General features: G+C 65.5%; 16 protein-coding genes. 11 read left to right on the top strand and 5 right to left on the bottom strand.

Annotation, left to right across the window (positions count from 1 at the left end; genetic code table 11):
* The first annotated feature begins 120 nt into the window (after positions 1–120).
* Positions 121–1167: a dihydroorotase gene (pyrC, locus tag AC1RB9_RS07290; RefSeq protein ID WP_003092068.1), complete on the top strand. Its 1047-nt coding sequence runs from the start codon at positions 121–123 to the stop codon at positions 1165–1167.
* The gene (rnt, locus tag AC1RB9_RS07285; RefSeq protein WP_003092070.1) at positions 1164–1838 is read left to right on the top strand and encodes a ribonuclease T; all 675 of its coding nucleotides are present in this window, start codon (positions 1164–1166) and stop codon (positions 1836–1838) included. The genes pyrC and rnt overlap by 4 nt, the downstream gene beginning before the upstream one ends.
* A 178-nt stretch (positions 1839–2016) precedes the next feature.
* Here rnt and AC1RB9_RS07280 read toward each other — a convergent pair whose 3' ends face one another.
* Positions 2017–2619: a peroxiredoxin gene (locus tag AC1RB9_RS07280; protein ID WP_003092073.1), complete on the bottom strand. Its 603-nt coding sequence runs from the start codon at positions 2617–2619 to the stop codon at positions 2017–2019.
* A gap of 259 nt (positions 2620–2878) precedes the next feature.
* Between AC1RB9_RS07280 and AC1RB9_RS07275 the strand changes: the two genes are divergently transcribed.
* Together AC1RB9_RS07275 and bfrB are read left to right on the top strand one after the other, a co-directional pair.
* Complete coding sequence (locus tag AC1RB9_RS07275; RefSeq protein WP_003092075.1) at positions 2879–3100, top strand: bacterioferritin-associated ferredoxin; 222 nt, start codon at positions 2879–2881, stop codon at positions 3098–3100.
* A 209-nt stretch (positions 3101–3309) separates the two neighbouring features.
* The gene (gene bfrB, locus AC1RB9_RS07270) at positions 3310–3786 is read left to right on the top strand and encodes a bacterioferritin BfrB (RefSeq protein WP_003092078.1); all 477 of its coding nucleotides are present in this window, start codon (positions 3310–3312) and stop codon (positions 3784–3786) included.
* A gap of 66 nt (positions 3787–3852) precedes the next feature.
* On the opposite strand, the gene AC1RB9_RS07265 is transcribed toward bfrB, so the two are convergent.
* From AC1RB9_RS07265 to AC1RB9_RS07255, 3 genes are all read right to left on the bottom strand, one after another.
* On the bottom strand, positions 3853–5004 hold the full coding sequence (locus tag AC1RB9_RS07265) for an MFS transporter (RefSeq protein WP_003104266.1): 1152 nt from the start codon (positions 5002–5004) through the stop codon (positions 3853–3855).
* Positions 5005–5086: 82 nt separating this feature from the next.
* The gene (gene grxD / locus AC1RB9_RS07260; protein ID WP_003092082.1) at positions 5087–5413 is read right to left on the bottom strand and encodes a Grx4 family monothiol glutaredoxin; all 327 of its coding nucleotides are present in this window, start codon (positions 5411–5413) and stop codon (positions 5087–5089) included.
* Positions 5414–5525: 112 nt separating this feature from the next.
* Positions 5526–7634 (bottom strand): molybdopterin oxidoreductase family protein, encoded by a 2109-nt coding sequence (locus AC1RB9_RS07255; RefSeq protein ID WP_003453575.1) that lies wholly within the window; start codon positions 7632–7634, stop codon positions 5526–5528.
* A gap of 298 nt (positions 7635–7932) precedes the next feature.
* On the opposite strand from AC1RB9_RS07255, the gene eprS reads away from it, so the two are divergent.
* The gene (gene eprS / locus AC1RB9_RS07250) at positions 7933–10920 is read left to right on the top strand and encodes an autotransporter serine peptidase EprS (RefSeq protein ID WP_003104263.1); all 2988 of its coding nucleotides are present in this window, start codon (positions 7933–7935) and stop codon (positions 10918–10920) included.
* 393 nt (positions 10921–11313) lie between these two features.
* Here eprS and AC1RB9_RS07245 read toward each other — a convergent pair whose 3' ends face one another.
* A complete protein-coding gene (locus AC1RB9_RS07245) occupies positions 11314–11745 on the bottom strand; it encodes a hypothetical protein (RefSeq protein WP_003104261.1) in 432 nt (143 codons plus the stop codon).
* A gap of 314 nt (positions 11746–12059) precedes the next feature.
* Here AC1RB9_RS07245 and argF point away from each other — a divergent pair, with 314 nt between their 5' ends.
* From argF to alg44, 6 genes are all read left to right on the top strand, one after another.
* The gene (gene argF, locus AC1RB9_RS07240) at positions 12060–12977 is read left to right on the top strand and encodes an ornithine carbamoyltransferase (protein WP_003092090.1); all 918 of its coding nucleotides are present in this window, start codon (positions 12060–12062) and stop codon (positions 12975–12977) included.
* Between the two features lie 4 nt (positions 12978–12981).
* Entirely contained in the window at positions 12982–14064 is a 1083-nt protein-coding gene (locus tag AC1RB9_RS07235) for an ABC transporter ATP-binding protein (protein WP_003092092.1), read from the top strand.
* Positions 14065–14170: 106 nt separating this feature from the next.
* Positions 14171–14950, top strand: coding sequence for a peroxide stress protein YaaA (gene yaaA / locus AC1RB9_RS07230; RefSeq protein ID WP_003092094.1), 780 nt, complete (start codon positions 14171–14173; stop codon positions 14948–14950).
* 901 nt (positions 14951–15851) lie between these two features.
* Positions 15852–17162 (top strand): GDP-mannose 6-dehydrogenase, encoded by a 1311-nt coding sequence (gene algD, locus AC1RB9_RS07225; protein ID WP_003110461.1) that lies wholly within the window; start codon positions 15852–15854, stop codon positions 17160–17162.
* A 139-nt stretch (positions 17163–17301) separates the two neighbouring features.
* Positions 17302–18786, top strand: a complete 1485-nt coding sequence (alg8, locus tag AC1RB9_RS07220) for a mannuronan synthase (RefSeq protein WP_003119545.1) — start codon at positions 17302–17304, stop codon at positions 18784–18786.
* Between the two features lie 82 nt (positions 18787–18868).
* Positions 18869–20038 carry an alginate biosynthesis protein Alg44 gene (alg44, locus tag AC1RB9_RS07215; protein ID WP_003092101.1) on the top strand — a complete coding sequence of 390 codons (1170 nt, stop codon included), beginning with the start codon at positions 18869–18871 and terminating at the stop codon, positions 20036–20038.
* Positions 20039–20041 lie beyond the last annotated feature (3 nt).

Below are 20041 nucleotides of genomic sequence, written 5' to 3'. Positions count from 1 at the left end.
CGGGAAAGCGTCCAAATACGAAGGATGTATCGGACGGCCCGGACAAAACTTGATAGCGAGTGCCCCGCCCCCCCTTTTCCGGTAGCATTTCCCCCCACGAAATCCCGTCCTGGAAGCCCCATGTCCGACCGTCTCACCCTCCTGCGCCCCGACGACTGGCACATTCACCTGCGTGACGGTGCCGCGCTGGCCAATACCGTCGGCGACGCCGCCCGCACCTTCGGCCGCGCCATCGTCATGCCGAACCTGGTGCCGCCGGTGCGCAACGCCGCCGAAGCCGACGCCTACCGGCAGCGCATCCTCGCCGCCCGCCCCGCCGCCAGCCGCTTCGAGCCGCTGATGGTGCTGTACCTCACCGACCGCACCAGCGCCGAGGAAATCCGTACCGCCAAGGCCAGCGGCTTCGTGCATGCCGCCAAGCTCTATCCGGCAGGCGCCACCACCAACTCGGACTCTGGCGTGACCCGCATCGACAATATCTTCGAAGCGCTCGAGGCGATGGCCGAGGTCGGCATGCCGCTGCTGGTGCATGGCGAGGTGACCCGCGCCGAGGTCGACGTATTCGATCGTGAGAAGCAGTTCATCGACGAGCACCTGCGCCGGGTGGTCGAGCGCTTCCCGACCCTGAAGGTGGTCTTCGAGCACATCACCACCGGCGACGCCGCCCAGTTCGTCCGGGAAGCCCCGGCCAACGTCGGCGCGACCATTACCGCCCATCACCTGCTGTACAACCGCAACCACATGCTGGTCGGCGGTATCCGTCCGCACTTCTATTGCCTGCCGATCCTCAAGCGCAACACCCACCAGGAAGCCCTGCTGGACGCCGCGGTGAGCGGCAATCCGAAATTCTTCCTCGGCACCGACTCGGCGCCGCACGCCCGCCACGCCAAGGAAGCCGCCTGCGGTTGCGCCGGCTGCTACAGCGCCTACGCCGCCATCGAGCTGTATGCCGAGGCCTTCGAACAGCGCAATGCGCTGGACAAGCTGGAAGGCTTCGCCAGCCTGCACGGCCCGGACTTCTATGGCCTGCCGCGCAACACCGACCGGATCACCCTGGTCCGCGAGGAATGGCAGGCGCCCGCCAGCCTCCCCTTCGGCGACTTCGACGTGGTGCCGCTGCGCGCCGGCGAGACACTCCGCTGGAAACTGCTGGAGGCCGGGGCATGAGCGAAGACAACTTCGACGACGAATTCGACGGCAGCCTCCCCAGCGGCCCGCGCCATCCGATGGCGCGCCGCTTCCGCGGCTACCTGCCGGTAGTGGTGGACGTCGAGACCGGCGGCTTCAACTCGGCCACCGACGCGCTGCTGGAAATCGCCGCGACCACTGTCGGCATGGACGAGAAAGGCTTCCTGTTCCCGGAACACACCTACTTCTTCCGCATCGAGCCCTTCGAAGGCGCCAACATCGAGCCGGCCGCGCTGGAATTCACCGGCATCAAGCTTGACCACCCGCTGCGCATGGCGGTGCAGGAGGAAGCGGCACTCACCGAGATCTTCCGCGGCATCCGCAAGGCGCTGAAGGCCAATGGCTGCAAGCGGGCGATCCTGGTCGGCCACAACAGCAGCTTCGACCTCGGTTTCCTCAATGCCGCCGTGGCGCGTACCGGGATCAAGCGCAATCCGTTCCATCCCTTCTCCAGCTTCGACACCGCCACCCTGGCTGGCCTCGCCTACGGCCAGACGGTCCTGGCCAAGGCCTGCCAGGCCGCCGGCATGGAGTTCGACAACCGCGAGGCGCACTCGGCACGCTACGACACCGAGAAGACCGCCGAGCTGTTCTGCGGCATCGTCAACCGCTGGAAGGAAATGGGCGGCTGGATGGATGACGACGACTGAGCCTCGGCCCACTTAGGCGGATAACGCCAGGACGTTATCCGTCCTACGCGACCGGTCAGGCAATCTCCCCCTCTTCGGAGCGAGGCGCGTGACCTGGGATGGGGCTGCCGGCCCTCGCGAGCCCATGAAAAAGCCCCGCCGAAGCGGGGCTTTTTCCAACGCGCGAAGCAGGCTCTTCTTACAGCTTGCTGGCGTTCTCGGCTAGGTACTTGGCCACGCCTTCGGGCGATGCGGTCATGCCCTTGTCGCCCTTCTTCCAGTTGGCCGGGCAGACTTCGCCGTGCTCCTCATGGAACTGCAGGGCATCGACCAGACGCAGCAGCTCGTCCATGTTGCGGCCCAGCGGCAGGTCGTTGACGATCTGCGAGCGCACAACGCCTTCCTTGTCGATCAGGAACGCGCCACGGAAGGCCACGCCGCCGTCGGACTCGACGTCATAGGCCTTGGCGATCTCGTGCTTGGTGTCGGCCGCCAGGGTGTACTTGACGGCGCCGATGCCGCCCTTGTCCACCGGGGTGTTGCGCCAGGCGTTGTGGGTGAAGTGGGAGTCGATGGAAACGCCGATCACCTCGACGTTGCGCGCCTGGAATTCCGGGATGCGGTGGTCCAGGGCGATCAGCTCGGACGGGCAGACGAAGGTGAAGTCCAGCGGATAGAAGAACACCAGGCCGTACTTGCCCTTGATGGCCTCGGACAGGGTGAAGCTCTCGACGATCTCGCCATTGCCCAGTACCGCGGCAACGTTGAAGTCAGGCGCTTTCTTACCTACGAGTACGCTCATTCCATGTCTCCTTTAAGCGGAAGGTTGAAGGACGGCACCGCAGCCTGCCGGCTCCTCGTGAAGCCTCGATGGCAGGGGCGCCGTTCCCCGGGAAACAACCATCATACACCCCGCCCCAGCCGGCGCTAAGTCTTTGTCCGACAAAGCCATTTGTCGGGGGGCGAAAAAAACCCGACTAAAACGCTCCAGGGAACTTTGACAATCATTCTCATTATTATTAGTATCTTTTCCAACTCAACTTCCCAGTAGCCAGATCGCCATGTACGTCTGCCTCTGCCAAGGTGTTACCGACAACCAGATCCGCGATGCCATCTACGAAGGCTGCTGCAGCTATCGTGAGGTTCGCGAAGCCACCGGCGTCGGTACCCAGTGCGGCAAGTGCGCATGCCTGGCCAAGCAGGTGGTACGCGAAACCCTCAACGACCTGCAGAGTGCCCAGCCGGTACCGGCGTTCGGGACTACGGCGTTCGTCGCTGCCTGAAAAATATTTTTTATCCCTCTTTCAGAAGAACCGGGCCTGGCGCCCGGTTTTTTTATGCCTTCAATTCAATGACTTAGCGGCAGAACGCGGAAAGAAAACATTCGTATTCATATTCTTTTTCCCTTATATTTCAATAACTTAGGTTTGACACCCTGCTTCGTCGCGGCCAAACTTGGCGAATCACACCCACTACGACGGCAGGATTCGGCATGAAAGGCGACAAGAAAGTCATCCAGCACCTCAACAAGATCCTCGGCAACGAGCTGATCGCGATCAACCAGTACTTCCTCCACTCGCGCATGTGGAACGACTGGGGCCTGAAGCGCCTCGGCGCCCATGAGTACCACGAGTCGATCGACGAGATGAAGCATGCCGACAAGCTCATCGAGCGCATCCTGTTCCTCGAAGGCCTGCCCAACCTGCAGGACCTCGGCAAGCTGCTGATCGGCGAGAACACCCAGGAAATGCTGCAGTGCGACCTGAACCTGGAGCTGAAGGCGACCAAGGACCTGCGCGAAGCCATCGTGCATTGCGAGCAGGTGCACGACTATGTCAGCCGCGACCTGCTGAAGGACATCCTGGAGTCGGAAGAAGAGCACATCGACTACTTGGAAACCCAGTTGGGCCTGATCCAGAAAGTCGGCCTGGAGAACTACCTGCAGTCGCACATGCACGAAGACGACTGATCGGGAACCACGACGAAGCGCCGGCGGCCTGCCCCGCCGGCGCTTTTTTCTTGCCGCCAGAAAGCCTCAGGCGCTGCGCGGCCTGCGCCGGACCAGATCGGCGCGCAGGGCCAGCAACAGGCAAAGACCGACCAGTACCAGCAATGCCCAGCGCAGGCCGATCTCGTGGGCCAGCAGGCCGATCAGCGGCGGTCCCATCAGCAGTCCGCCATACCCCACGGTAGAGACGGCGGCGACCCCGATCACCGGATCGATGCCCGGCTGGTTGCCAGCAGCGCTGATCACGATCGGCACCATCACCGACAGTCCCAGGCCAACCACCCCGAAACCGGCGATGCTCAGCGCCGGCCAGGGGCTGAACAGCGCCACCAGCATGCCCAGCGTGGCCAGCGAACCCAGGCCGCGCAGCAACGGCGCATCGTCGATGCGTCCGCGCAGGCGGTCGCCGAACAGCCGCCCCACCACCATCGCCGCGGAAAACGCCGCGAAGCCCAGCGCCGCCACCCGCTCGGAAGCATCCAGAACGCTGTGCAGGAACAGCGCGCTCCAGTCAGCCACGCCGCCCTCGGAAACGAACGCGCAGAGAATCAGCAGGCCCAGGCCGAGCAAGGCCCGCGGCGGCAAGGTGAAGCCGCCGCCCTTGCGCGCGCCCGCCTTGCTCGGGTCCGGCGGAAGCAACGCGCGTACGAAGAATGGCAGGCTCAGCAGGCCGAGTGCGGTGAGAATGAGGAAGTGCCAGAACGGCGTCAGTCCGGCCAGGGCCGCGGCGCTCAACGCACCGACCAGGCAACCGAGGCTGTACATGCCATGCAGCATGGACATGCAGGGCTTGCCGAGCAGGCGCTCGACATCCACCGCCTGGATGTTCATCGCCACGTCCATCCCGGCGAAGCTCACGCCCAGCACGTAGAAGGCCAACGCCAGTTGCCACCAGCCCTGGCTCAGGCCGAGCAGCGGAAACACCAGCAGCATGATCAGGCAACCGCCGATCACTACGCTGCGGCTGCCGATGCGCTGGACCAGGAAACCGCTCAACGGGAACGCCGTGAGCGCGCCGACCCCGACGCCGAGCAGGGCCTGGCCGAGCGCGCGCTCGTCCAGCTGGGTCTGCTCCTTGAGCGCCGGGATGCGTCCCATCAGGTTGCCGATGACCAGCCCGGCCATGGCGAAGAAATAGATGCAAGCCAGGCGACCCTGGCGAGGATTGACTTCCGACATGGAGGCTCCCGGTTTCCTTGCTGGTTTCTCCGGACAAAAAAGAAACCCCGCACAAGGCGGGGCTCTTCGTCGGATGCGCGGATCAGGCGTTGGCTTTGGCCGCCGCGTCCTTGACCAGGGTCTGCAGTTCGCCCTTCTCGAACATCTCGGCGAGGATGTCGCTGCCGCCGACCAGTTCGCCATTGACCCACAGCTGCGGGAAGGTCGGCCAGTTCGCGTACTTCGGCAGGTTGGCGCGGATTTCCGGGTTCTGCAGGATGTCGACGTAGGCGAACTTCTCGCCACAGGCCATCAGCACCTGGGCCGCGCGCGAGGAGAAACCGCACTGCGGGGCGTTCGGCGAACCCTTCATGTACAGCAGGATGGGGTTGTTGGCGATCTGCTCTTTAATGGTTTCGATGATGTCCATGGCTTACCTCAACAGGAACGTTTCGACACGGTAACTCGGCAAATAATGACCGGTATTGTATCGGAAAGCCTAGCGCGACGCTCGGCTTTACTCTCGCGTTCCGTCGACCCGCTCAGGCCGCTTCCACCTCCACCGGCAGGCCGTTGAGCGCGGCGTTACCCGACAGCAGGTCGAGATGACGCTCGTCGGTCAGGTCGTTGGCGCTGACGCCGGCCTGGGCGCGGGCGATCGCCAGTTGCACGCCGGGCCGCGCGTGGCCCCAGCCGTGCGGCAGGCTGACCACCCCGGGCATCATCTCGCTGCTCGCCGCCACCTCCACCTCCACGCTGCCGACCCGCGAGCGCACCCGCACCCGTTGCCCGTCGACCAGGCCGCGACCCTCCAGGTCCCGCGGGTGCATCAGCAACTGGTGACGCGGGTTGCCCTTCACCAGGCGATGGTAGTTGTGCATCCAGGAATTGTTGCTGCGCACGTGGCGTCGTCCGATCAGCAACAACTGGCCGGACGCAGGCAGCGGCTGTGCGGCGAAGCGTTGCAGGTCGTCGACGAACAGCGGCGGCGCGGCCTGGATGCGCTGGTCGGCGGTCTTCAGGCGCGGCGCCAGGTTCGGCCGCAGCGGCCCAAGGTCGATGCCGTGGGGATGTTCGCGCAGAGTGGCCAGGCTCAGCCTGTGCTCGGAACGGTCGCCGTAGGCGCCAGCGCGCAGGCCGAGGTCGATCATCTGCTGCGGCTCCAGGGTCGGTTTCAGCTCCAGGCCGTTGCGCGCGGCGAAGGCCCGCGCCAGGCCGACGAAGATCTCCCAGTCGTGCAGCGCACCCTCGGGACGCGGCAGCACGGCCTCGTTGAAACGGGTCACGTTACGCACGGCGAAGACGTTGAAGGTGGTGTCGTAGTGATCGTGCTCCAGCGGCGCGGTGGGCGGCAGGATGAGATCGGCGTAGCGGGTCGTCTCGTTGATGTAGAGGTCGATGCTGAGCATGAACTCCAGGCCGTCCAGGGCCTGTTCGAGCCGCCTCCCGTTGGGCGTGGACAGCACCGGGTTGCCGGCTACCGTGACCAGCGCGCGCACCTGCCCCTCGCCTTCACCGAGGATTTCTTCCGCCAATGCCGCCACCGGCAGTTCGCCGCCATATTCCGGCAGCCCCGAGACGCGGCTGCGCCAACGGCCGAAGTGGCCACCCGAGGTACTCGCCACCAGGTCCAGGGCCGGCGAGGTGCACAGCGCGCCACCGACCCGGTCGAGGTTGCCGGTGACCAGGTTGATCAGTTGCACCAGCCACTGGCAGAGCGTGCCGAAGGCCTGGGTGGAAACGCCCATCCGGCCATAGCAGACCGCCCGTTCGGCGGCGGCGAAATCCCGCGCCAGTTGGCGAATGCTTTCGGCCGGCACGCCACAGCGCGCGCTCATGGACTCGGCGTCGAAGGCCGCGACCGCCTCGCGCACCCGCTCCAGCCCGTCGACCGGCAGCGGCGTGGGGCGACCGAGGTTCTCCTCGAACAGGGTGTTGAGTATCCCGAGCAACAGCGCCGCATCCTGGCCGGGACGAATGAACAGGTGCCGGTCGGCGATAGCCGCGGTCTCGCTGCGCCGGGGATCGACCACCACCAACCGGCCGCCGCGTGCCTTCAGCGCCTTCAGGCGCTTCTCCACGTCCGGCACGGTCATGATGCTGCCGTTGGACGCCAGCGGGTTGCCGCCGAGCACCAGCATGAAGTCGGTGTGGTCGATGTCGGGGATCGGGATCAACAAACCATGGCCGTACATCTGCTGGCTGACCAGGTGATGCGGCAACTGGTCGACGGAAGTCGCGGAGAAGCGGTTGCGCGTTTTCAGCAGGCCGAGGAAGTAGTTGCTATGGGTCATCAGGCCGTAGTTGTGCACGCTCGGATTGCCCTGGTAGACCGCCACCGCATCGTTGCCATGGCGCTCGCGGATCTCGCCGAGGCGGCTGGCCACCAGCGCGAAGGCCTCGTCCCAGCCGATCGGCTGCCACTCGCTGCCGACCCGGCGCAACGGCTGGCGCAGGCGGTCGGGGTCGTCCTGGATGTCCTGCAGGGCCACCGCCTTGGGACAGACATGGCCGCGGCTGAAGCTGTCCTGCGGGTCGCCCTTGATCGAGCGGATCCGCGGCACGCCGCCCTCGTCGCTCTCGGTCTCGATGGCGAGCCCGCAGATGGCCTCGCAGAGATGGCACGCACGGTAGTGGAGGGTCTTGCTCATGGCTCGCCTCTTCATTGTCGTCGCCGGCCGTCGCGGCCCGGCGCGTACGCGAGGACCAGACGACCGGTCTAGTCGTCGAATCGGCACTATGCGGCGCCTTCCGCCGCCGCGCCAGCAGCGTCAGTCGGCTGAATCGCCAGGCATCAGGCTGGCCGATGGGCGCGGTAGAGGGGAGGCGTGCCGTTTGTCCGGCTGTCAACTATCCACCTGGGAATTCCGGCGCGGCGAAAGCCGGTGCTAAACCTTGTCTCTTCGAGTCCACCCCTGTCCGACAAGACCAATAAAGCGTGGAGACCGCATGACCGACGACCACTCCTTCCGCCCTCGCCCCACCTCGTTGTCAGCCGCCCTGCTGCTGGGCGCCTGGATCGCCCAGCCGGCCACGGCCGCCTATGTCGAAGCCGGTCGGCCCGGCGATCCGGCCAGTTGGCGCTCCGCCGAATACCAGCAGGACTGGGGCCTGGAACGGATGCGGGCCGACCAGGCCTATGCCGCCGGCATCGACGGCCAGGGCGTGAAGATCGGCGAGATGGACTCCGGTTTCGACCCGAGCCATCCGGATACCCCCGCCTCGCGCTACCAGCCGGTGACGGCCAGCGGCACCTATGTCGACGGCACGCCGTTCAGCGTCAGCGGCGCGATGAACGGCAACAACGACTCCCACGGCACCCACGTCGGCGGCACCCTCGGCGCCTCGCGCGACGGCGTCGGCATGCACGGGGTGGCCTACGCGGCACAGGTGTACGTCGCCAACACCAACCAGAACGACAGCTTCCTGTTCGGCCCGACGCCCGACCCGAACTATTTCAAGGCCGCCTACCAGGCGCTGGCCGACGCCGGGGTGCGGGCGATCAACAACAGTTGGGGCAGCCAGCCCAAGGACGTCAGCTACGAGACCCTCGACGGCCTGCACGCCGCCTATGCCCAGCACTACGGGCGCTCCACCTGGCTGGACGCCGCCGCCGGCGTCTCCCGCCAGGGCGTGATCAACGTCTTCAGCGCCGGCAACAGCGGCTACGCCAACGCCAGCGTGCGCTCCGCCCTGCCCTACTTCCAGCCGGACCTGGAAGGCCACTGGCTGGCCGTGTCCGGCCTCGACCAGCAGAACGGCCAGCGCTACAACCGCTGCGGCATCGCCAAGTACTGGTGCATCACCACGCCCGGCCGCCTGATCAACAGCACCATGCCCGGCGGCGGCTATGCCAACAAGTCCGGTACCTCGATGGCCGCGCCCCACGCCACCGGCGCGCTGGCCCTGGTCATGCAGCGCTATCCGTACCTGAACAACGAGCAGGCGCTGCAGGTTCTGCTGACCACCGCCACCCAGCTCGACGGCACGCCGACCGGCGCCCCCACCGACACCGTCGGCTGGGGCGTGCCGGATCTCGGTCGGGCGATGCATGGGCCTGGACAATTGCTCGGCCGCTTCGAGGCCAACCTCCCGGCCGGCCTGCGCGACGAATGGAGCAACCCGATTTCCGATAGCGCCCTGCTCCAGCGCCAGGCCGAGGACGCCGCCGAGCACGCGGCCTGGCAGCGGACGCTGAAGGACAAGGGCTGGGAAAACGGCTTGCCGGCCGGTGCCAGCCAGCAGGAACGCACCGACTATGCCATCGGCATGGCCCGCGACCAGGCCGCCGCCCAGCGCCAGTACCAGGGCAGCCTGGTCAAGGCCGGTGCCGGCAGCCTGGTCCTGAGCGGCGACAGCACCTATCGCGGGCCGACCCTGGTCGATGGCGGGCTGCTCAGCGTCGACGGTTCGCTGCTGTCCGCCGTCGAAGTCAATGCCGGCGGCACCCTCGGCGGCAGCGGCAGGATCGGCGGCCTGCTGGCGCGCTCCGGCGGCACGGTGGCCGCGGGCAACTCCATCGGCACCCTGGAGGTCGCCGGGGACCTGCGCTTCGAATCCGGCTCGACCTACGCGGTGGAGCTTTCGGAAAGCGCCAGCGACCGGATCGTCGCCAGCGGCAAGGCGAGCATCGCGGGCGGCAACGTCACCCTGGCCATGGAAAACAGCCCCGACCTGCTCAGCCAGTCCCAGGTCGAGAGCCTGGTCGGCCGCCGCTACGACATCCTCGACGCCGCCGGCGGCATCGACGGGCGCTTCGACGCGGTATTGCCGAACTACCTGTTCCTCGGCGGCACCCTGGACTACGCGGCCAACGCCATCCGCCTGGATATCGGACGCAACGGCACGACCCTCGCCAGCGTCGCGCAGACGCCCAACCAGGCGGCGGTCGCTGGGGCCGTGGAAACGCTCGGCGCCGGCAACCCGGTCTACGAAAGCCTGCTCCTGTCGGAAAACGCCGCAACCGCCCAACGGGCCTTCCAGCAATTGTCCGGGGAAATCTACCCGGCGCTCGCCGGCCTGTTGCTCAACGACAGCCGCTATCTGCGCGACAGCGTCGGCGAACGCCTGCGCCAGACCAGCGACGGCGAGGCCGGCGGGGAGGCTCCCGAAGGCTGGTTCAAGGCGCTCGGCTCCTGGGGCAAGAGCGCCGATGGCAGCCACGGTAGCGAAGGCTACCGGCATTCGGTCGGCGGCTTCCTGCTCGGCGTCGACAGCCAGGTCGCCAGCGACACGCGCCTCGGCCTGGTGGCCGGCTACAGCAACAGCTCGCTGAACATGGACAGCAGCCTGCAATCCTCCGCCAGCATCGACAGCTACCACCTCGGCGCCTACCTCGGCCGGCAATTGCAGCAATGGCGCCTGAGCCTCGGCGCAGCGCACGCCTGGCACCGCGCCGAGGTCAAGCGCGACCTGCAATACGGCGCCGTGGCCGGCAAGCAGAAGGCCAAGCTCGACGCACAGAGCAGCCAGTTGTTCGCCGAGGCCGCCTACGCGCTGGGTTGGCGCAGCCTGGAGCTGGAACCCTTCGCCGGGCTGGCCTACGTGCACGTCGCCAGCGATGACTTCCGCGAACGCGGTAGCGCCGCGGCCCTGGAGGGTGGCGACGACAACCTGGACGCCGCCTTCACCACCCTGGGCCTGCGCGCGAAACGGCATTTCGAGCTGGATGCCGGACGCCGCCTGGCGCTCTCCGGCACCCTCGGCTGGCGCCACAACCTGAGCGACACCACCCCGCAACGCCACCTGGCGTTCGCCAGCGGCAGCCAGCCATTCAGCGTGGAAAGCGTGGCCCTGTCCCGCGACGCCGCGCTGCTCGGCGTCGACGCCAGCCTCGCGGTGAATCGCGAAGTGAGCGTGCGGCTGGGCTACAACGGCCTGCTGGGCAGCCGCGAGAAGGACCATGGCGTCGGACTGGCCGTCGACTGGCGTTTCTGACTTCGGTTACGAGGGCATGCCAGCCGTTGGATGGGTTCCGGCGGGCGGCAAGGGGAAAAAGCCACTTCATTGCCCTCGGTCACGAAACCGCTGCAAATATGAGAAAAAGACCTAACTAAAGGATTCATGCGAAATGCATAGCGCTATACTGTCCATCCAGCGCTGTACTATCCCTTCCAGCGCTGATCGCGACCCGGTGCCCGCACCACCGTGCCGCACGAGCCCCGGAGATCCGCACCTCCGGGGCTCACCTTTTGCTCCTCTCGCACCCTCCTTCCCCGGCTGAGCCCCTCCCCCTGCAAATCCGCGACGAATGGCTGCAATCCGGCAATCCGATGAACGAGCGGCCGAACCGCGGGCGCCCAGGCTGCCTGCGCACAGTCGCTGAACGGGTCAGGCCTGGCGGAAGAAGATCATGCCGAACAGCACCGCCAGGGCGCTGAGGAACGACAACCCGGTTTGCCCCAGGACCATCAGGATCGCGGCCGCCGCCGTGCTCAGCGCATGCCAGCCCCAGAGCAGGCACGACAGGTTGAGGACGATGCCGGCCAGGGCCAGGTGACGCTTGCGGCTGCGCCTGAGCAGGCCGGCCAGGCCCAGCACCAGGCCGCAGGTCGATACCGCGAAGACCGCCAGCAAGGCGGCGAACAGGCCGAGCAGATGGTTCTCGTCGCTGAGGTCGATCCGCTCGCCGAGCGCCAGCGCCATCACCGCCAGCGCGATGGCGACCCCGGCCAGGGCGAGGAACAGCGACAGGCCGCCCAGCCGCGATTGGCGCAATGGCCGTGCCGGCGGCGCGGCGGCGAGTGTTTCTCCCGTGTGCATGTTCGACCTCCCTGGTCCGAAACCCGCCTCCTCCATGAAGGTATTCGGGCGCGCACAGCATAAAGCGTCGCCCCGCCCAACCGATAGATCGACGAGGCGGGACTTTGGCGGCGGGACAACGGCGAAGACCCGGGAAAAACCCCGTAACCCGCGCCTTCCAAGCCCCTCCTTGTGTTTCCGCGACATTTCCTTATAAGATCGCGCCTTCCCCTATTTTCCCGCACGTTGCGGTCCCGCCGCAGGTCCAGTCCCGTTTTCTCTCGCGAAAGCCGGCCAGTGCCTCGGCCAGCAGTAAAAATAAAAGGTAGTCAGCGATGAGCGTACGGCACTTTCTCTCGTTTATGGATTACAGCCCCGAAGAGCTGATCGGTCTGATCCGCCGCGGCAGCGAGCTGAAGGACCTGCGCAACCGAGGCGTGCTCTACGAGCCGCTGAAGAGCCGGGTCCTGGGCATGGTCTTCGAGAAGGCTTCGACCCGTACCCGCCTGTCCTTCGAAGCCGGGATGATCCAGCTCGGCGGCCAGGCGATCTTCCTCTCCCCGCGCGACACCCAGCTCGGCCGCGGCGAGCCGATCGGCGACAGCGCCCGGGTCATGTCGCGGATGCTCGACGGCGTGATGATCCGCACCTTCGCCCACGCCACCCTGACGGAATTCGCCGCGCACTCGAAGGTGCCGGTGATCAACGGCCTGTCCGACGACCTGCACCCCTGCCAGTTGCTCGCCGACATGCAGACCTTCCACGAGCACCGCGGCAGCATCCAGGGCAAGACCGTGGCCTGGATCGGCGACGGCAACAACATGTGCAACAGCTATATAGAAGCGGCGCTGAAGTTCGACTTCCAGCTGCGCGTGGCCTGCCCCGAGGGCTACGAGCCGAAGGCCGAGTTCGTCGCCCTTGCCGGCGACCGCCTGCGCGTCGTCCGCGACCCGCGCGAGGCGGTGGCCGGCGCGCACCTGGTGAGCACCGACGTGTGGGCCTCGATGGGCCAGGAAGACGAAGCCGCCGCGCGCATCGCCCTGTTCCGTCCCTACCAGGTGAACGCCGCGTTGCTCGATGGGGCCGCCGACGATGTACTATTCATGCACTGCCTGCCGGCCCACCGCGGCGAGGAAATCAGCGAAGAGTTGCTGGACGACCCGCGCTCGGTAGCCTGGGACCAGGCAGAGAACCGTCTGCACGCGCAGAAGGCCCTCCTCGAATTGCTGATCGAACACGCCCATTACGCCTGAGCCCATGAGCCACGACCTGCTGCTGAACCTGAAAGATCTCGCCTGCGGCTACGCCTCGCAGAAAGTGGTGCAGGACCTCGACCTGCACCTCAATGCCGGAGACATCGGCTGCCTGCTGGGTCCTTCGGGATGCGGCAAGACCACCACCCTGCGCGCCATCGCCGGCTTCGAACCGGTGCTGGCCGGGCAGATCGAGCTGGGCGGCGAAGTCATCTCGCGTCCCGGCTTCACCCTGGCGCCGGAGAAACGCCGGATCGGCATGGTGTTCCAGGACTACGCGCTGTTCCCCCATCTCAGCGTGGCCGACAATGTCGGCTTCGGCATCCGCAAGCATCCACAACGCGAGCGCCTGGTGCGCGAGCTTCTGGAGCTGGTCAAGCTCGACCACCTCGCCGCGCGCCACCCCCACGAACTCTCCGGCGGCCAGCAACAACGGGTGGCCCTGGCCCGCGCGCTGGCGCCCGAACCGCTGTTGCTGCTGCTCGACGAACCCTTCTCCAACCTCGACGTGGAACTGCGCCGCAGCCTCAGCCAGGAGGTTCGCGAGATCCTCAAGGCACGCGGCACCAGCGCGATCCTGGTGACCCACGACCAGGAAGAAGCCTTCGCCGTCTGCGACCACATCGGCGTGTTCAAGGAAGGTCACCTGGAACAGTGGGACACCCCCTACAACCTCTACCACGAGCCGCTGACGCCCTTCGTCGCCAGCTTCGTCGGCCAGGGCTACTTCATTCGCGGCCAGTTGCTCAGCCCCGATACGGTGCAGACCGAACTCGGCGTGATCCGCGGCAATCGCGCCTACAGCCTGCCTTCCGGCAGCGCGGTAGACGTCCTGCTGCGCCCGGACGACCTGGTGCACGCGCCGCAGGGCGAGCTGAAGGCGCGGATCGTCGGCAAGACCTTCCTCGGCGCCGCCACCCTGTACCGCCTGCAATTGCCCACCGGTACCCAGCTGGAATCGATCTTCCCCAGCCATGCCGACCACCAGCCGGGCGATGACGTCGGTATCCGCGTCGCCGCCGACCACCTGGTGGTGTTCGCCGCCCGGGGCAGCGTCGCCGCGCACCTCGCTCCCGTCCAGGCCTGATACCTCGGCGCCGTTCGGTCGGCGGCGCCTTTCCCTATCGACCGCATAGGTGGAGCCGGACGTCTCCAGCCCCTACAATCGCCCGACGATTCGAGGAGCCTGAACGATGCTGATGGTGATTTCCCCCGCCAAGACCCTGGACTACGAGACCCCGCCGGTCACCCACCGCTTCACCCAGCCGCAATACCTGGACCACGCCCAGGAACTGATCCAGCAACTGCGCCAGCTCACGCCACTGCAGATCAGCGAACTGATGAAGCTTTCCGACAAGCTCGCCGGCCTGAATGCCGCTCGCTACGCCAGCTGGCATCCGGAGTTCACCCCGGAGAACGCCAAGCAGGCGTTGCTCGCCTTCAAGGGCGATGTCTACACCGGCCTCAACGCGGAAGACTTCGGCGAGGACGATTTCGCCTTCGCCCAGGATCACCTGCGCATGCTCTCCGGTCTCTACGGCGTGCTGCGCCCGCTCGACCTCATGCAGCCCTATCGACTGGAAATGGGCACCCGCCTGGCCAACGCCCGTGGCAAGGATCTCTACGCCTTCTGGGGCGAGCGTATCAGCCAGTGGCTGAACGAAGCGCTGGCCGCCCAGGGCGACGACGTGCTGCTCAACCTGGCCTCCAACGAGTACTTCGGCGCGGTGAAGCGCAAGGCGCTGCAAGCGCGGGTCATCGACACCGAGTTCAAGGACCTGAAGAACGGCCAGTACAAGATCATCAGCTTCTACGCCAAGAAGGCTCGCGGCATGATGGCTCGCTACGTGATCCGCGAGCGCCTGCGCGACCCGGCCGGGCTGAAGGACTTCAATGCCCACGGCTATTACTTCAGCGCCGAGCAATCCGGCCCGGATCAGCTGGTATTCCTCAGGGACGCCCCGCAAGACTGATCTCCCCGGCCCGCCGTCCTGGCGGGCCGCTCCTCTTTCGGCACGCCGACGCCTCCTGGCGCTACCGTTCGTCCCTCCGACACCCCTGCTGCGTCGCCTTTCTCCCCGGAAAAGCCCTTGTGGCGAATAGGCCTACTCAACCGTTCGTCTGCAAGTCATGCGGAACTGCATCACATTTTTTCACGCCCAGCCCACAGACTTTTCCCCAATTCAAGGCGGAAATGCCATCTCCGGCGTAATCCATTGGCCATTACCAGCCTCCCGCCATTACATGCAAATTACGATTGCAAAGTGCATGGGTCGAAGATTAAGGAATCCTTAAGGTTTGCTTAAGGCGGTAAAAGCGGCTTCTGTTTCATTCCGGTGACGCGGAACTTTCAGCCGCCATGCATTCTGCAACTAGTGGCCATTGGCAGGCATTTAACGGAAAGGCCATCAAGTTGGTATCAAGTGATATCAAACGGATATTTCCAAATATTTCGCGAGCGGGACAAACGGCCGGAACTTCCCTCGCAGAGAAAACATCCTATCACCGCGATGCCTATCGATAGTTATGGGCAGAGCAACTTGAAACCGTCTCGAATAATCGGACTCCGCTCCGAGGGACAAACTCAACCTGTTGAAATTAAAGGCCTTTAGAAACTTGAATTCTATGGACCGAACTAAAACGAAGCATCCAAGGTCGGGTTATGCACCGTTATTGAAACCCACCTGAAACATTAAAGGGCATGAACTTATAACTTGCCCTATTAGAGTGCCGAACAACTAAGCACTCTATTCGAAACTGCCTGAAGGCGGATCAAGGGCTCTGGATCGGGGCTCGTAGTAACGGCTCGCCAGATAGGGAAGTGGCCATACGGCCACCTCATTAACGGCGCGACAAACAATCGAGGTGAATGCGATGCGAATCAGCATCTTTGGTTTGGGCTATGTCGGTGCAGTATGTGCTGGCTGCCTGTCGGCACGCGGTCATGAAGTCATTGGTGTGGATGTCTCCAGCACCAAGATCGACCTGATCAACCAGGGCAAGTCGCCCATCGTCGAACCGGGCCTGGAAGCGTTGTTGCAGCAAGGCCGGCAGACCGGACGGCTGTCGGGCACCACCGACTTCAAGAAGGCCGTGCTGGACTCCGACGTATCGTTCATCTGCGTCGGCACGCCGAGCAAGAAGAACGGCGACCTGGACCTGGGCTACATCGAGACCGTCTGCCGCGAGATCGGCTTCGCCATCCGCGAGAAGTCCGAACGCCACACCGTGGTGGTGCGCAGCACCGTACTGCCGGGCACCGTCAACAACGTGGTGATCCCGCTGATCGAGGACTGCTCGGGCAAGAAGGCCGGGGTCGACTTCGGCGTCGGCACCAACCCCGAATTCCTCCGCGAGAGCACCGCGATCAAGGACTACGACTTCCCGCCGATGACCGTGATCGGCGAACTGGACAAGCAGACCGGCGACCTTCTCGAGGAAATCTACCGCGAGCTGGACGCGCCGATCATCCGCAAGACCGTCGAGGTCGCCGAGATGATCAAGTACACCTGCAACGTCTGGCACGCCGCCAAGGTCACCTTCGCCAACGAGATCGGCAACATCGCCAAGGCGGTCGGCGTCGACGGCCGCGAGGTGATGGACGTGATCTGCCAGGACCACAAGCTCAACCTGTCGCGCTACTACATGCGTCCCGGCTTCGCCTTCGGCGGCTCCTGCCTGCCCAAGGATGTACGCGCCCTCACCTATCGCGCCAGCCAGCTGGACGTCGAGCACCCGATGCTCGGTTCGTTGATGCGCAGCAACTCCAACCAGGTGCAGAAGGCCTTCGATCTCATCACCAGCCACGACACCCGCAAGGTCGGTCTGCTCGGCCTGTCGTTCAAGGCCGGCACCGACGATTTGCGCGAAAGCCCGCTGGTGGAGCTGGCCGAGATGCTCATCGGCAAGGGCTACGAGTTGCGCATCTTCGACCGCAACGTCGAATACGCGCGTGTCCACGGGGCCAACAAGGAATACATCGAGTCGAAGATCCCGCACGTCTCCTCACTGCTGGTCTCCGACCTCGACGAAGTGGTGGCGAGTTCCGATGTGCTGGTGCTGGGCAATGGCGACGAGCTGTTCGTCGACCTGGTGAACAAGACCCCGAGCGGCAAGAAGCTGGTCGACCTGGTGGGCTTCATGCCGCACACCACCACTGCCCAGGCCGAGGGCATCTGCTGGTAGCGGGCCGCCCCCTGGCCCCGTGAGCCGGTAAAGAACCTCTTTATCGCCCTCGGACCGAAGGCCGTCTCCGCGGCGTGCGCCATAACAACAACAAGCGCACGCCGGCGTCGAGGCCAAGGTCCCCAGCCCGATGGAACTGATGATGGAAACTTACAAACGTGGCCTCGCCGAAGCCACCGGCTGGCTGGTGTTCCTCAGCCTGCTGATGGTGCTCGCGCTGGCAGTGCCGAAGACCGTGTTCGACGCCGACTCCAAGGATTTCATCCTGCTTATCGGCGCCGTCGGCATCTGGCGCTACTCCATGGGCGGCGTGCACTTCCTGCGCGGCATGCTGTTCCTCCACGTGGTCTACCCGTACTACCGCCGGCGCGTGCGCCAGTTGGGCAGCGCGGCCGACCCGTCGCACGTGTTCCTGATGGTCACCAGTTTCCGCATCGACGCCCTGACCACTGCCATGGTCTATCGCTCGGTGATCCGCGAAGCCATCGACAGCGGCTACCCGACCACCGTGGTCTGCTCCATCGTCGAGATGTCCGACGAGGTCCTGGTCCGTTCTCTGTGGGAGAAGATGAACCCGCCGGACCGGGTCAGCCTCGACTTCGTGCGGATTCCCGGCACCGGCAAGCGCGACGGCCTGGCCTATGGCTTCCGCGCGATTTCCCGGCACCTGCCGGACGACGACGCGGTGGTCGCGGTGATCGACGGCGACACCGTGCTCGACCACGGCGTGGTGAAGAAGACCGTGCCCTGGTTCAAGCTCTTCCCCAACGTCGGCGGCCTCACCACCAATGAATTCTGCGAAGTGCAGGGCGGCTACGTGATGAGCGAGTGGCACAAGCTGCGCTTCGCCCAGCGCCACATCAACATGTGCTCGATGGCCCTGTCCAAGCGCGTGCTGACCATGACCGGACGGATGTCGGTGTTCCGCGCCCGGGTGGTGACCAACCCCGAGTTCATCACCGACGTCGAGAACGACCACCTGGAGCACTGGCGCCTGGGTCGCTTCAAGTTCCTCACCGGCGACGACAAGTCCAGCTGGTTCAGCCTGATGCGCCTGGGCTACGACACCTTCTACGTGCCCGACGCGGCGATCAACACGGTCGAGCACCCGCCGGAGAAGAGCTTCATCAAGGCCAGTCGCAAGCTGATGTACCGCTGGTACGGCAACAACCTGCGGCAGAACTCGCGCGCGCTCAAGCTCGGCGCACGGCGCCTGGGCTGGTTCACCATGCTGGTGCTGTTCGACCAGCGCGTCTCGATGTGGACCAGCCTGCTCGGCCTGGTGGTGGCGATCCTCGCCAGCCTCAAGTACAGCATCGCCTTCCTGCTGGTGTACCTGCTCTGGATCGGCCTCACCCGACTGGTGCTGACCCTGCTCCTCTCGCTCTCCGGGCACCGCATCGGCCCGGCCTATCCGCTGATCCTCTATTACAACCAGATCGTCGGCGCGCTGGTGAAGATCTACGTGTTCTTCCGCCTCGACCGGCAGTCCTGGACCCGCCAGCCGACCAAGCTGGAGCGCGGCCTGGCCAGCTTCCAGCGCTGGTTCAACGCCTGGTCGTCGCGGGCCATGACCTTCTCTGCCGCCAGCATCTTCGTCGCCGTGCTGCTGACCATCGTATGACCACCGAATCGACTACGGACAACGCCAGGGCCGCGGCCCGCGCGCAAATCGACCCAGATTGGACCGAACAGGACCCGACACCATGAATACAGCCGTCAACGTCAACGTCGTGCACGAATCCGAAGCCCAGCGCCAGTTCGCCCGGGTCAAGCTGCCGGCGCGCATCCGCTACATCGGCGCCAACCGCGAAGGCGTCGACGCACGCCTGCTGGATCTCTCCGCCGGCGGCTTCGCCTTCACCGCGAGCGGCGCGCCGATCCAGCCCGGCGACCTGTACAAGGGCAAGCTGCTGTTCCAGGTCGACAGCATCAGCTTTTCCCTCGAAGTGGAGTTCCAGGTGCGCTCGGTGGACCCCGCCAGCCGCCGCGTCGGCTGCGAGTTCCAGAACCTCAAGCCGCGCGAGGTGGCGGCCCTGCGCTACCTGATCACCTCCTACCTGGCCGGCGAGGTGATCGGCGTCGGCGACATGCTCAATACCCTCCAGCGCGAGAACTTCACCAAGGCCCGCAAGCAGGGCGGCGGCAACGGCGGGATGGGCTTCTTCGGCCGGGTCCGGGCGGTGACCCTGAGCACCGCGATCTTCGTCGTCGGGGTCGGCGCCTTCGCCTTCATCCTCAACCAGATGTACAACCTGTACTTCGTCACCCATGCCGATTCCGGCGTGGTCAGCGTCCCCAACCAGCAGATCACCATGCCCCGCGAGGGCACCGTGCAGAGCCTTCTTGGGCCCAACGCGGAAGTCGCCAAAGGCGCGCCGATCGCTACCTTCTCGGCCAACCTGCTGGACATGCTCAAGGGCAACCTGACCGAGGAGCAGCTCAACCCGGGCAACATCGAGAAGCTCTTCGGCCACCAGATGAAAGGGACCCTGACCAGCCCCTGCGACTGCCGCGTGGTCCAGCAACTGGTAGCCGACGGGCAATACGCCAACAAGGGCCAGGTGATCTTCACCCTCGCGCCGCGCGACAGCGTGGCCAGCATCGAGGCGCGCTTCCCCTACCGCAACGCCGCCGAGCTGGCGCCGGGCACCCGGGTGAACTTCCAGGTCGCCGGCGACGGCGTCAACCGCAGCGGCCGCATCGTCAACACCGCGCCGGTGGACGGCGACCTGTCCTCGGAAATCCGCGTGCAGATCCAGCCCGACCAGCCGCTCGACGCCCAGTACGCCGGCCGCCCGGCCGAGGTCAGCATCGGCGGCCTGCCCGGCCGCACCCTGCTGAACAAGGCCGTGACCCTGGCCACCGCTCGCTGACCG

The sequence above is a fragment of the Pseudomonas sp. 20-5 genome (assembly GCF_056782835.1).
The sequence above is the reverse complement of the archived record's forward strand: the minus strand, read 5'-3'. Positions and strand labels throughout refer to the sequence as shown.